A 13,811-nucleotide genomic window follows, 5' to 3' on the forward strand; every position below is an offset into this window, starting at 1 on the left:
ACCACATGAAAATCAAAAGAGGCTGCGAATATTATGAAGATGATTTGCGAAGAAAACAGGACGCGGAGGGGTGCGGCATGAAGAAAATCATCGTCCGCGGTGGACATAGCTTGAACGGAACGGTAAAAATCAGCGGGGCGAAAAATGCAGTCCTGCCGATTATTGCAGCGACTTTGTTGGCCTCGGAAGGGAAATGCGTCATCCAGGAGGCTCCGCGTCTGGATGATGTCATGACGATCAATCAGGTGGTGGCGAGTCTCGGAGCCCAGGTCGATTACGCGAATGAAACCGTTCGGATCGATGCGGCCCGTCTGACGACGACGGAAGCGGCTCCCGAGCTGGTACAGCGCATGCGGGCATCCTTCCTCGTGCTCGGACCGCTGCTGGCTCGAATGGGCCGTGCTCGGATCGCTCTGCCCGGAGGCTGCGCCATCGGCACGCGGCCGATCGATCAACATCTGAAGGGCTTCGAGGCGATGGGCGCGCAGATTGAGGTCGGCCCGGGCTGGATTGAAGTTCGTTCGGAGGGCCGCTTGCGCGGAGCGAAGATTTATTTGGATGTCGCCAGTGTCGGCGCCACGGAAAACATCATGCTGGCCGCTTCCTTGGCGGAAGGCACAACCGTCATTGAGAACGCGGCGATGGAGCCGGAGATCGTCGATCTCGCCAATTTCATGGGAGCCATGGGTGCCAAGGTCCGCGGCGCGGGCACCGGCGTTATCCGAATCGACGGGGTGGAGCGCCTGAAGGGCGCGGTCCATACCGTCATTCCCGACCGCATCGAGGCGGGAACGTACATGATCGCAGCCGCTATCACCGGCGGAAACGTCCGCGTGGAAGGCGCGATTGCTGACCATCTGCGGCCGCTCATCTCCAAGCTGCAGGAAATGGGTGTGAGTGTGGGCGAGGAAGATAACGCCATTCGGGTTCAAGTCGGCTCGGAAGAACGTTTGAAAGCGGTGGACATCAAGACGCTGCCTCATCCGGGCTTCCCCACCGACCTGCAGTCGCAGATGATGGCCCTGCTGCTCACGGCGGACGGCACCAGCCTGGTGACGGAAACCATCTTTGAGAACCGGTTCATGCACGTGGATGCCTTCCTGAGCATGAGTGCCGCCATCGCCATCGAAGGGCGGACGGCGGTGGTGACCGGCGGTCGCAAGCTGTCCGGAGCCAAGCTGCGCGCTACGGACCTGAGAGCCGGAGCGGCGCTCATCCTGGCGGCGCTCGTCGCCGATGGCGAATCGGAGATTTCCGATATCCATCACATTGACCGCGGCTATGTGGACATTGTCCGCAACCTGTACAATCTTGGCGCAGATGTCGTCCGGATCGATCCGGAAGCAGCCGTAGCCGCGAAGGCAGAAGCCGAGCCGGTTCAGGCGGAGAAGCTGCCGCGCTTCCAAGTCCAGCCGACGCTCGCGTGATTCGTGATTTCCCTTTGGCACTTATTCCTACCCTTTACAGAAGCTCGCGCCTGTCGGCAGCGGGCTTCTTTTCATCTTTTCCTAGGCGTCTTCTCCCCTCCTCCGCGTTTCCGGACCCCTATGACAGGGGCCGTGACAAACGGTACTACTCGGAAAGGATATCCCGACTTATAATTAGATGTTAGCAAGGGCGTTTGTGCAAGCACGCTTAGAAAGAAAGGCAGGTGGCGGGAGTGGCGACCTATGACGAATCGATGAATGTATCGCGCAAGTGGACAGGCCTCGATACGTTCTTGTTCCTATTGCGGACGATCTGGTTCGTGACGGGGGTGGCAGTCTTGTTCCGGCAGCCCATGGAGGGGCTGCACGATATGCTGCTGCCGGTCGGTTTTTTCCTGTCCTATTTCATCCCCCAGCTCTTTTTTCGCCCTCAACTGATTCGTCCGCTCGCGTATGCGCTGTCTGAAATCGCGCTTACCGGCGGACTGTTCGTCTATGTCTCCCTGCTGTACAACGGGGACAATGCGTTTCAATTCCTGTACCTGCCGCTCACGGTCGGCTATATGATCGGACGCAAAGGGGTGTGGTATGCCGGTCCGCTCGTCGTCCTGTTGATTCCCCTGCTGTCGCTTTGGCTTGGCAGCGGGGAGCTGTTCACGCAGGACATCGGGATCACCGTCAACTTTCTGGCGTATTACCTCGCTTTTTATGGCCTTGGACTGGCGCTGAATCTGCTCGCTTCCGAGGAGCGGCGCACGCGCGAGCTTGCGGCGGCGATCCGGGAGAAGAACGAGGTTCTGGAGCAATATGCCTGCCAGGTAGAGGAGATGACGCTGCTAGAGGAGCGCAGCCGCATGGCGCGCGAGCTGCACGATACGGTCGGGCACACGTTTACCTCGGTGATCATCGGAATGGACGCCGTGCGGTGTCAAATCGACTCGGCGCCGGAAGAAGCCAAGGAGAACCTGCAGGAGCTGCTCACCGCAACCCGCCAAGGGCTAGATGAGATCCGGCGAAGTATCCATCAGATGGCGGCTCGGGAGCAGGAAGGCCTTGTGGATGAGGTCGCGAAGGTGGCGGCGGAGTTTGAGCGTTCGACCGGCACGGAGATGGAGCTTGCGATCATCGGAGAAGAATCCGTCTGCCCGCAGATCGTTCGGCTTGCGGTGCTGCGCTGCGTGCAGGAGGGGCTCACCAATGCCAAGCGGCACGGGCGGGCACCTAAGGTGCGCATCCGGCTGGAGTTTCAACCGAATCGGCTGGCACTTGCCGTGACGGATAACGGGAGCGGCTTTGTGAAGCTTGCGCCGGGCTTCGGTCTGAAGGCGATGCAGGAGCGTCTCGCGGCCCTTCAGGGGACGGTGACCCTTACGTCTCGTCCCGGCGAAGGGGCGACCTTGCTGTGCGAGGTGCCGCTGAATCCTGCGGGCGAGGCCCGCGCCTATGCCTTCGCGAACGGCGAATCGGAAAGAGAGGGAGCTCATGGAGGCGGAGAATAAAGTAAAGCTGGCGCTCGTGGAAGATCAGGAGCTCATCCGTAAAAGCTTGAGGATCGTGCTCGACATGGAGCCGGACTTCCAGGTTAGTTGGCTAGCGGGAGATGGCTGTGAAGCGCTGGAGCTTTGCGCGAAGGAATGCCCCGATCTCATCCTGATGGATATTCAGATGCCGCGGATGGACGGAGTAGAAGCGACACGCCGGATCAAGGCGGAATGGCCAACGGTGAAGGTGATCATTCTGACGACCTTCCAGGAGGTGAATCTCGTAGTGGATGCCCTGCATGCGGGGGCGGAGGGGTACCTGCTCAAAGCGATGGACCCGCGGGATCTGGCTTCGGGCATTCGCCATGTCTGCCGTGGAGAGACGCTGATCCCTCAACATATGGCCAAAGAAATCTTCACCCGCCCTTTACAGCCGCCTGCCGAATCCGTTGCATCCGTCCCATCCGCTGCATCCGGATCGTTTCTCGCTGGGGGAATCGAAGAGTACGGACTGAGCGAGCGTGAACAGCAGGTGCTGAAGGGGCTGTCCGACGGCTTGTCCAACAAGGAAATTGCCGCGAAGCTGTTCATCTCGGAGGGAACGGCCCGCAATTACATCAGCTCTGTGTATGCGAAGATGGATGTGAAGAACCGCGCGGAAGCAGCCCGCCGGGCGGCGGAAAGCTCCTGGTTTCGTGACAGTCGGCATGACAACCGGCACTAACGCGTTGTGACAGCCGGGCGTTATGATTAGAGCGTGTCTTCAAACTCGAATATCAGCCGATTTTGCCCAAGAGGGGATGCTGGATGAGGCGAAATCCATTCGCCTTCTCCCCACATCTGTTCGCGACTCGGCTACCCCATGAGTTTGAAGACACGCTCTAGGACAATCAATTCCTTTGAAGGAGAGAACGCCATGCAGGACCATGAGTATCAAACGCCTTTGCCCCTGCGGGAGAAGGGGTATTATCCCAGTTATCCGCCGCCGCAGCCGATGAAAAAGAAGAGCGTAGCCGCATCCGTGCTGTTCTCGATGATGATTCCCGGTCTCGGCCATATGTATCTCGGCTTGATGAAACGCGGAATGTCGTACATGATCGGGCTTGTGCTCAATATCTTCCTGATCTCCATGATCAGTACGAACGGGGAGGACTTGTCCATCTACACCCCGCTCATGATTCTCGTCTGCTTGTGCATTCCCGTGCTGTATTTCTACTGCATCTTCGACGGGGTTCACCGGGCGCGCATGATCAACAGCCGCGGGGAAGACGCGCTCTGGACCTATACCATGGACGAATTGCCCGTTCAACCGCCTATCATAGGCGGGGGTCTTGTAGTCATCGGAGGCCTGCTCCTTCTGTCGCAGACCGCGCCGGTCTTGATGAACACGATTGTCCGTGATTATGGCGGCACCGCGATTGCGCTATTGCTCATCGGGGGCGGCGGATGGCTGCTCTATCGGATGAAATGAAGCCCGTGACCCTATACGACGGATGCCAGTCTCGCAGGAGGCGAAGGCATCCGTTTTTTGCGTTCGGGGAATCCACCGTGCCGCTTTCCGCTCCCACCTCCGGTTCTATCACGCCTAGCAATCTCATAAGGTAGGTATTGGCTCGTCTCAACCGGGCTACCCTGATAGAGAGAAGCTTCGAAATCTGCGAGAAACCGGAAAGGATGCGTTGACCGAACATGAGAGAGTTCCCCGCCGGGCGGCTGCCCGAACGTATAGCGGCCGCTGCCCGTCGCTTGCTAGAGCGGCTGCCTTCAAGAGCGCGTCTGCCTCTGCTGAATCGCCTTCGGCTTCCCCGTGTGCCCAGATTGGTCGTGTTCACCGGCTCCATCGGAGCGCCGGCCTCCCCGGCCGGGAGGCCGGAGACGGCGATGTGGAGAGTCCGCCGCCCTCCTTCGCTTCCCCGGGTCTGTCTCGGAATTGCGCTGTTCGCGGCATTCTCGGTTGTGACGATCGGCTTGCTGCAGCGAGACGGCGCTAAGGCGGCGCAGGTAAGCGCCGATCCCGAGTCTTCCGCCCATGCGGCGGCCCCGCAATCCGATCCAACAAAAGCGAGCAGCGGCGCCGCCACAAAACCCGGACCAGCGGCTGCGCCTCTCGACACGAAGCTGTCGCTCGTGGTCCCTGTCTACCTCTCAAAAGCGAAGACCATCGAGCGCCTGCCGATTGAGGATTATGTGCTCGGGGTGGTGGCGGCCGAGATGCCGGCGGATTTTGCTCCGGAAGCGCTCAAGGCGCAGGCGCTTGCTGCCCGTACCTATATCGTCAGGCGCCACCTCGAGGAGGATTACAGCGGAGTTCCCGACAAAGCGGCATGGGTGACGGACACCGTCCTTCATCAAGCGTATCTCACCGAAGCTCAGATGAAGAAGGCATGGGGCGACGCCTACGAGGAGAAGCGGGCCAAGCTTCGAAAGGCTGTGGAGGATACAGCCGGGCAGATCATCACCTATAGCGGAAGGCCGATCAATGCCGTCTTTTTCTCCGTAGGCAACGGCTATACCGAGAACGCGGAAGAGTATTGGAACGTGTCTGAACCGTATTTGAAGAGTGTGCCAAGTCCTTGGGACAAGGAGGCTCCGGGCTACCGAATGACGATGAAGCTGACCAAGAAGCAGCTGGTTCAGAAGCTTGGCCTCTCCGGGCAGATCAGCGCAAACAGCGCGGCCGCGAGCATGAAGGTGACGGAGAGGACCACCGGCAACCGCGTCGGGCAGCTCACGATCGGAACCGTTTCGTTCAGCGGCCGGGAGATTCGCGAAAAGCTCGGGCTTCGCTCGTCCTCTTTTACCTGGACGGTCAAGGGCAATCAGATCGAATTCACCACATTCGGAAATGGTCACGGCGTCGGCATGAGCCAATGGGGAGCCAACGGCATGGCGCAGGAAGGGAAGACGGCGCAAGAGATTATCGCCTATTACTACAAGGGAGTGCAGATAGAGGCTGCAAGTCTCGCACTCGCGAGCTCTCTTCGATAGAAGGCGCGCTCGACGAGCCCGTAGCAGCCCGCCATCTCCTGCGAATCTTAAAGTCTTTTTCTGAAATCCTATCACCTCGCGTATAAAAGCTCTCATTCTGGCAAGAATGGGTGATGAGGTGATGATCCTATGAAAGAAAACAAAGAGTTGCAAGAAGCTCCCCAAACTGTCGAGGAGCAGCAAACCGCCAAACCTGCCGGCGCCTGGAAAAGGCTGATCAGCAAAAAATGGGCCTACCCGGCGATTTACATGGCAGCGGCGGCTATTATCTTTTCGTTAATGTGGTGGTATCAGGGAACGGTGAGCGACAAGCTGACCGGAAGCGATACGACTGCCGGATCGGCGATTACCGAACCGGACAAGGCGAAGCCGACTTCTCCCGATGATGCCGTCCCCGCTAACGCGACTGTCGAAGAAATGGCATGGCCGGTTACCGACCACACCGTGCTGGACGTAGTGTCGAACTATTATGACAAGAACGCCAGCGCGGAAGAAAAAGCTGCATCGATGCTTCAGTACGGAGACCAATTCATTCCGCAGACGGGCATCGCCCTTGCTCGCGAAGACAATCAAACCTTTGATATCCTCGCGACGAAGAGCGGGAAGGTGACGGCGGTGGACAAGCAGCCGCTGGTCGGCCAGTTCGTCGAGATCACCCATCCGGACGGTCTCGTAACGGTCTACCAAAGCTTGGACAATGTCAAAGTCGCTGTCGGCGCGGAAGTAAAGAAAGGCGACCTGATCGCCCAAGCCGGACGCAATGAGCTGGAAAAGGATGAAGGCATCCACCTCCACTTCGAGGTGCGCCAAGGGGAATCTACCCTCAATCCGATGGATGTCCTGCCAAAATAACGGAATTCCAATCGCAGCTATAGGTTTTTCCATCCGCCGTTAGGGGCCGAATGAGCCCCTGCGGCTTTTTTTTGTTGCGAGAACGAGAGAGGTGGTGCGGATAGGAGTCGGTGTCAATCGCTAGGGATAGGATGCGGCAACCGCAAAAAGGAACATTATTTCAGGAGAGGGATCATTATTTTTGATTTGCTTGCATCGAAACCGGTTTCGTATTACTTTGGTGGTAGAGAAACGAGAGGAAAGCGAATGGCAAGAGGATGAGGGCAAAGGAGAATCGATATCATGATCCAAGCGAAGATTTATATCACCGCCCAAGAGACCGGCGAACGGTGGAGCGAGCAAGCTCCTGCAACCCTGGAAAAGAGAACCGCCGGCCAGACCGCCGACTTGGAGCTTGATCCTTCCAAAACCTATCAGACGATGCTCGGTTTTGGTGGCGCTTTCACGGAAGCGGCTGCTTATACGTTGTCCAGGGTCAGTCCGGAAAACCGGGCGGCAGCGATCCGCAACTATTTCGATCCCGTAGAGGGGCTCGGCTATACCATCGGAAGAGTCCACATCCACAGCTGCGACTTTGCCCTTGGCAACTATACCTATGTCGAGGATAACGATACCGAGCTCAAGACGTTTGATATCTCGCATGACCGGGAATTGATCCTGCCGCTCATCAAGGATGCCGCCCGGGTAAAGGGCGGAACGCTGCAGCTGCTTGCTTCCCCCTGGAGCCCTCCGGCCTGGATGAAGACCAACGGGGAGATGAATCACGGCGGTCAGCTGAAGCCCGAATACCGCGACGCCTGGGCGCTCTATTACACCAAATTTATCCGCGCTTATGAAGCGGAGAACGTTCCGATTTGGGCGATCACCGTCCAAAACGAGCCGGCCGCGGTTCAGGTGTGGGACTCCTGTATCTACAGCGGGGAAGAAGAACGGGACTTCGTCCGAGACCATCTTGGGCCGACGATGCATCGGGAGGGGCTGGAGCAGGTCAAGATTCTGATCTGGGATCATAACCGCGATCTGATGGTGGACCGCGCTTCGGCTGTCCTGAACGATCCGGAAGCGGCCAAATACGTGTGGGGAACGGGCTTCCACTGGTACGTCAGCGAAGATTTCTCCGCCGTCGGCCAGGTGCACGACTTATTTCCCGACAAGCATCTGCTGTTCACGGAGGGCTGCCAGGAAGGCGGCGTAAAGCTGGGCGAATGGTTCACCGGCGAGCGCTACGGCCGCAACATGATCGGCGACCTGAACAACTGGTGCGAGGGCTATCTCGACTGGAATCTGGTCCTCGATGAAACCGGAGGACCGAATCACGTGAACAACCTGTGCGATGCTCCGATCATCGCCGATACGGTCACGGATACCCTTCATCTCAACAGCTCGTATTCCTACATCGGCCATTTCAGCAGATATATCCGGCCGGGTGCGGTCCGCATCGGGCTCGTCAACACCCACGCCGCTGTGCAGGCGACGGCTTTCCGTAATCCGGAGGGCACCCTGGCGGTGGTGGCGCAGAACGAATCCGACGCCCCGCAAAGCCTGACGCTGGGGCTTGCCGGGAGCATTCTCACCCGAGAGCTGCCCGCGCATTCCATCGCGACCTTCGTCCTGGCCGGTTAATCCGGCTGCCGCGTTTGACCGAGTCACCGTTCATTCCGATCCCGAACTGGACCGGCAGCGGGGAAGATTCCGATCTTCGCGGTCCCTCGAAAATACACCTATGGAGGCAATGGGCAATGGGCCACTATTCATACGATCAAGATACCTTCATCATCAATCAATACACGGAAGCGAAGCCGTTTGCCAGCTTTTTGCCGGGGCTTGCCGGACTGAAGGGAATCCCGATGTGGACCTTCTACGTCAATCGCGGCCAAGCGATCAGCGGCTTTGGCATCAAGGACAAAAACAGCCCGATCATGGAATTTTCACCGGCCAGCATCGCCTATAAGACGGTATCGGCGAGCGGGTTCCGCACGTTTGTGAAGATCGGAGACGACATCTACGAGCCGTTTCAAACTGCTCGTCCCGATCCTTTCGCCCATCGGACGATGCGGGTGCGGGCCAATGAAATCTCGATCGAGGAGACGCACAGCCGCTACGGTCTTCGGGTGAAGGTCGTCTACTTCCACATTCCGGGCGAAGACTATGCCGCATTGGTTCGCCATGTGGAAGTCACGAATGAATCGGGCCGGCAGCAGGCCTTCGAGCTGCTCGATGGATTGCCGGAGATTCTGCCTTACGGCGTAGAGAACGGCGCATTCAAGGAAGTCGGGCATCTGCTCCGCAGCTGGATGGAGGTCGAGAATCTCGAGAACCGCATCCCCTTCTACAAGGTGCGCTCCAGTACGCATGATGAAGCGGAAGTCAGTGAAGTGGTAAACGGCCATTTTTATCTGAGCTTCTCCGACGAGGAAGAGCTCCTTGCCCCGATCGTCGATCCTGTTCTCGTCTTCGGCGATAACACGTCACTGTCGTATCCAGACGCCTTCGCGGCCGCACCCTTAAGCGAGCTGATGAACGCTCGGCAATATGCAACCAACAAAATTCCTTGCGGGTTCACCGGGAAAGCGGTAGAGCTTGCCCCCGGTGCAACTGCGAATGTGTATACGCTCATCGGGCATGTGTCCCGGGTGGAGCGGATCAACCAGAAGGCGGCGGGCATCTGTTCCGCCGCATACGTGATAGCCAAGCGGCAGGAAGCGAACCGCCTGGTCGAGGAACTCACCGACGATATCGCCACGAAGACCGGCAAGCCGATCATCGATGCGTACAGCCGCCAATGCTACCTCGACAATCTGCTGCGCGGCGGCTACCCCTTCCTGTTCGGAGGCCATGACGGAGAAAGCGGCAAGGTCGTTCATCTCTATTCCCGCAAGCACGGCGATCTGGAGCGGGATTACAACTTCTTCTCGATCCTGCCGGAATTCTATTCGCAGGGAAACGGCAATTTCCGCGACGCCAACCAGAACCGGAGAAGCGATGTGTTCTTCCACCCGAGGGTGGGGACGTTCAACATCCGCATGTTCTTCAGCCTGATGCAGGCGGACGGGTATAATCCGCTCGGTGTGGAAGGAACGACCTTCGTCGTTCCGTCTGAGCGCAGTGGAGAATTGGCTGCTTTGCTGGAGGAGGCTGCCGGGAGCCGCGGGCAGGAGCTTGCAGAGCTGTGCCGCAAGGCATACACCCCCGGCAAGATCATCAGCTTCCTTGCCGACCGCAAGATTCAGCTCGGCATGAGCGAAGAAGACTTCCTGAATCGCCTGCTGGGCATGTCCAGCCAGCAGATTGAAGCAACCTTCGGCGAAGGCTATTGGTCCGATCACTGGACCTACAATATGGATTTGGTGGACTCCTATCTGGAGATCTATCCCGACCGCAAGGCGGAGCTGCTGTTCGGCGAAGAGACCTATACCTTCTTCGACAGCCCGGTCCGCGTGCTCCCGAGAAGCGAGAAGTACGTGCTGAAGGGAGATTCCGTCCGGCAGTATGGAGCGGTCCTGCCCGATGAAGAGAAGATGCAGAAGCTCGGCATCCCCCTGAAGGGGACGCATTGGTTGAAGACGAACCACGGAGCAGGCGAAGTCTACACCACCAACCTGTTGGTCAAGATCCTCTCGCTCGGCCTGAACAAATTCGCCACCCTTGATCCTTATGGTATGGGCATCGAGATGGAAGCGAACAAGCCGGGCTGGAACGACGCGATGAACGGGCTTCCCGGCATCGTCGGTTCCGGCATGAGCGAGACCTTTGAGCTGAAGCGCCTGATCGCCTTCCTCGCGGAAGCGTGCGCGGAATACCCGGAGCGGAGCGTCCGCCTGCCGGAGGAAATGCTGCAGTATCTGCACCGGGTCGCGGCTCTTGCGGAACGCCGTCTCGAAGGATCCCTCGATTCTTTCACGTACTGGGATCTTGTGGCAGTTGAACGGGAACGGTACCGGGAGGCCATTCGCTTCGGCATCGACGGAACCGAGCAGGAGCTTTCCCTTGCCCGGCTCGACGGAATGTGCCGCAGCTTCCTGGAGGTGCTTGACTTGGGCATCCGGCGCGCCATCGACATGGGCGGCGGACTTGTCCCCACGTACTTCCGTTTTGAAGCGACGCAGTTTGAGCCCGTGCTGGATGCGGACGGCCAGCCAGCGAAGACCCATTACGGTCTGCCCAAGGTCACGGTCCGCGAATTCCGCGGCGAAGCGCTGCCGCACTTCCTGGAAGGACCGGCGCGCTGGCTCAAGACGGTGAAATCGACGGAGGAAGCCCGCTCCATTCACCGATGCATCAAGGAGACGGAGCTGTACGATCCCAAGCTGCAGATGTTCAAGACCTCGGTCAGCATCGAGGACCAGCCTCATGAAATCGGTCGGATCCGGGCCTTTACCGCCGGTTGGCTGGAACGAGAATCCGTCTTCATGCACATGTCCTACAAGTATGTGCTGGAGCTGCTCCGCAGCGGCTTGTACGCCGAATACGAGGAGGAAATGCAGCGTTCCCTCGTTCCCTTCATGGATCCCGAGGTGTACGGCCGCAGCACCCTGGAGAACTCCTCCTTTATCGCAACGGCTGTCAATCCGGACCCGCATGTGGTCGGCCGCGGCTTCTACGCTCGTCTGAGCGGCTCGACAGCCGAGTTTCTCAGCATGTGGATCGGCATGATGGCGGGACCGAAGCCTTTTCGGATGGTTGACGGGCAGCTCACGCTCGAATTCCGCCCGGTGCTCCCCGGTTGGCTTTTCGATGAAGAAGGTCGCATAAGCTTCCGGTTCCTGGGGAACACGGATGTGACCTACCGCAATCCGGGGAAGCGCTCGACGTATGGCGAGGATGCGGGTACCATCCAATCTCTCCTCCTCCGTGCCAAGAGTGGGGAAGAACATGCCATTGAAGGCCGACTCGTTACCGAGACCTGGGCCGAGAAGGTTCGCCGCGGAGAGATTGCCGCCATTGACGTTATCCTGGGGTAGCGCCCGAGAACCTGAAATTACGACACCTCATATAAAAATTGCGTCCTATTCATATGGATCAATAGACACTAAACTAGAGAGAGAAAGGGCTTACATTACAGGATAGGAGAAATGGGAGGTGCTGCCCGCTATGAGTTCCACAGCAGGGGTTACGGTAACAGACAAGAGACCCGTGAAGGGCAATGACAAATGGAGCAAGCTCGCAAAAAGGATTTACAGCCAGCGGTACTTACAGGTGATGGCGCTTCTCGGGATCATCTGGATGATCATCTTCAACTACATCCCGATGTACTGGATCACCATCGCCTTCAAGGATTTCAACATCGTCAAGCCGGTTTCCGAGGCGCCTTGGGTCGGTCTCACCCACTTCAAGGATTTCCTGAATGACGAAAACCTCGGTTACGTCATCAAGAATACGCTCGGCATGAGCGCGTTGAAGCTGATCATCGGCTTCCCGCTTCCGATCATCTTCGCAATCCTTCTGAGCGAAGTGCGGTCCGCCTTATTCAAGAAGTCGATTCAGACCATCTCCTACTTGCCTCACTTCTTGTCCTGGGTAATCCTAGGCGGCATACTTGCCACCTGGCTCGCTGACGTCGGGATCATCAACAAGCTCCTGATGGGAATAGGCCTGATCGATCAGCCCATCACGTACCTGGCCGAGCCGAAGTATTTCTGGACCATCGTGGTGGCGTCGGACATTTGGAAGGAGCTCGGCTGGTCGGCCATCATCTACCTGGCTGCGATCTCCAGCATCTCGCCGGAGCTTTATGAAGCGGCAACCATCGACGGGGCAGGGCGCTTCCAAAAGATCTTCAACATCACGATTCCCTCGATCAAGGGAACGATCTCCATCCTGTTCATCCTGGCCGTGAGCGGCATTTTGAACTCGAACTTCGACCAGATCCTGGTCCTGCGCAACTCGCTGAATGAAAGCACAAGCAATGTCATCGACATCTATGTCTACCAAGTAGGGCTCGTGCAGTCGCGCTTCTCGTATTCCACCGCAGTCGGTCTGATCAAGTCAGTCATCGCGTTACTGCTGCTGCTCAGCTCCAACTGGGTGACGAAGAAGCTAAACGACACATCCCTATTCTAGAAAAGAGGCGGTGACCAAGATGTTTTCCATGAATCGCAGAACGGCTGGAGAAGTCGCATTTGATATCATCAACAACCTGCTCATGCTGACCGTTTGTTTCCTCACCTTGTACCCGATCTGGTATGTTCTCGTCAATGCGTTCAATGACGGAACGGATGCCATGCGGGGCGGGATTTACTGGTGGCCGCGGGTGTTCAGCCTCGATAGCTTCCGCACGGTGTTCCACAGCAACGGCATCATGACGGCCATGGGTGTTACCGTGGCCAAGACCGTGATCGGAACCGTGATCCATGTTTTCTTTACCGCCATGGTCGCTTATGCGCTGTCCCGCAGAGAGCTGATCGGTCGCAAGCTCTACATGCTGATCGGAACGATCACGATGTTCTTCGGAGGCGGACTCATTCCCTCCTACCTGCTCATCAAGAGCCTCGGGCTGCTCGACTCCTTCTGGGTGTACATCATCCCGGCCGCCTTCAGCTTCTGGGACCTGATCATCTTCCTCACCTTCTTCCGCGAGATTCCGGACGGGTTGGAGGAGGCGGCCAAGATCGACGGCGCCAACGATTTCAAAATCTTTTACAAAGTCATCATTCCGGTCTCCATGCCGGTCGTCGCCACCATCGCCCTGTTCCACGGGGTCTATCAATGGAACGACTATTTTACCGGGATGATCTATATCAATAATTCCGACCTGCAGCCGATTCAGACGTTCCTCTATCGGATTGTGGCTTCGTCGAGCACCGGAGCAAGCGGAATGATCGCCGCTATGCCGAGTAACGTATCCAAAGCGGTCACCACACAGACGCTGAAGCTGGCGACGATGGTCGTCACCACCGCGCCGATCGTCTTTGTCTATCCGTTCCTACAGAAGTATTTCGTCAAGGGCTTCATGATCGGGTCGATCAAGGGTTGATTCTTGATTCAACCGTTGGGATCAACCCACCTACCGATTACCGGTCTTCGCCTCCCGCGGAGATTGATAATACATCATCCTTATCCATGA

10 protein-coding genes are annotated in these 13,811 nt (G+C 57.8%); all 10 read left to right on the forward strand.

Features of this window, described 5'->3' with window-relative positions; translation table 11 throughout:
- Positions 1-77 precede the first annotated feature (77 nt).
- The 10 genes from murA (at position 78) to BN2684_RS01075 (ending at position 13,721) form a co-directional block, all read left to right on the forward strand.
- Positions 78-1,427 carry a UDP-N-acetylglucosamine 1-carboxyvinyltransferase gene (gene murA, locus BN2684_RS01030; protein ID WP_058300323.1) on the forward strand — a complete coding sequence of 450 codons (1,350 nt, stop codon included), beginning with the start codon at positions 78-80 and terminating at the stop codon, positions 1,425-1,427.
- Between the two features lie 233 nt (positions 1,428-1,660).
- Positions 1,661-2,926, forward strand: a complete 1,266-nt coding sequence (locus BN2684_RS01035; protein WP_058300324.1) for a sensor histidine kinase — start codon at positions 1,661-1,663, stop codon at positions 2,924-2,926.
- A complete protein-coding gene (locus BN2684_RS01040; protein WP_082651672.1) occupies positions 2,910-3,632 on the forward strand; it encodes a response regulator transcription factor in 723 nt (240 codons plus the stop codon). Before BN2684_RS01035 ends, BN2684_RS01040 begins: the two co-directional genes overlap by 17 nt.
- A 192-nt stretch (positions 3,633-3,824) precedes the next feature.
- Positions 3,825-4,379, forward strand: a complete 555-nt coding sequence (locus BN2684_RS01045; protein ID WP_058300325.1) for a hypothetical protein — start codon at positions 3,825-3,827, stop codon at positions 4,377-4,379.
- Between the two features lie 218 nt (positions 4,380-4,597).
- Positions 4,598-5,896: a stage II sporulation protein D gene (gene spoIID / locus BN2684_RS01050; protein ID WP_058300326.1), complete on the forward strand. Its 1,299-nt coding sequence runs from the start codon at positions 4,598-4,600 to the stop codon at positions 5,894-5,896.
- 129 nt (positions 5,897-6,025) lie between these two features.
- Positions 6,026-6,748 (forward strand): M23 family metallopeptidase, encoded by a 723-nt coding sequence (locus BN2684_RS01055; protein ID WP_058300327.1) that lies wholly within the window; start codon positions 6,026-6,028, stop codon positions 6,746-6,748.
- Between the two features lie 282 nt (positions 6,749-7,030).
- Positions 7,031-8,371 (forward strand): glycoside hydrolase family 30 protein, encoded by a 1,341-nt coding sequence (locus BN2684_RS01060; protein WP_058300328.1) that lies wholly within the window; start codon positions 7,031-7,033, stop codon positions 8,369-8,371.
- A gap of 116 nt (positions 8,372-8,487) precedes the next feature.
- A complete protein-coding gene (locus BN2684_RS01065) occupies positions 8,488-11,709 on the forward strand; it encodes a hypothetical protein (protein ID WP_058300329.1) in 3,222 nt (1,073 codons plus the stop codon).
- A gap of 130 nt (positions 11,710-11,839) precedes the next feature.
- Complete coding sequence (locus BN2684_RS01070) at positions 11,840-12,808, forward strand: ABC transporter permease (RefSeq protein WP_082651673.1); 969 nt, start codon at positions 11,840-11,842, stop codon at positions 12,806-12,808.
- 19 nt (positions 12,809-12,827) lie between these two features.
- Positions 12,828-13,721 carry a carbohydrate ABC transporter permease gene (locus BN2684_RS01075; RefSeq protein ID WP_058300330.1) on the forward strand — a complete coding sequence of 298 codons (894 nt, stop codon included), beginning with the start codon at positions 12,828-12,830 and terminating at the stop codon, positions 13,719-13,721.
- Positions 13,722-13,811 lie beyond the last annotated feature (90 nt).

The organism is Gorillibacterium timonense (assembly GCF_001457415.1).
Lineage (GTDB): Bacteria > Bacillota > Bacilli > Paenibacillales > NBRC-103111 > Gorillibacterium > Gorillibacterium timonense.

Coding starts and splice junctions, on each gene's coding strand:
- murA (WP_058300323.1), top strand. CDS start 78: ATGAAGAAAATCATCGTCCGCGGTGGACATAGCTTGAACGGAACGGTA.
- BN2684_RS01040 (WP_082651672.1), top strand. CDS start 2,910: ATGGAGGCGGAGAATAAAGTAAAGCTGGCGCTCGTGGAAGATCAGGAG.
- BN2684_RS01045 (WP_058300325.1), top strand. CDS start 3,825: ATGCAGGACCATGAGTATCAAACGCCTTTGCCCCTGCGGGAGAAGGGG.
- spoIID (WP_058300326.1), top strand. CDS start 4,598: ATGAGAGAGTTCCCCGCCGGGCGGCTGCCCGAACGTATAGCGGCCGCT.
- BN2684_RS01055 (WP_058300327.1), top strand. CDS start 6,026: ATGAAAGAAAACAAAGAGTTGCAAGAAGCTCCCCAAACTGTCGAGGAG.
- BN2684_RS01060 (WP_058300328.1), top strand. CDS start 7,031: ATGATCCAAGCGAAGATTTATATCACCGCCCAAGAGACCGGCGAACGG.
- BN2684_RS01065 (WP_058300329.1), top strand. CDS start 8,488: ATGGGCCACTATTCATACGATCAAGATACCTTCATCATCAATCAATAC.
- BN2684_RS01070 (WP_082651673.1), top strand. CDS start 11,840: ATGAGTTCCACAGCAGGGGTTACGGTAACAGACAAGAGACCCGTGAAG.
- BN2684_RS01075 (WP_058300330.1), top strand. CDS start 12,828: ATGTTTTCCATGAATCGCAGAACGGCTGGAGAAGTCGCATTTGATATC.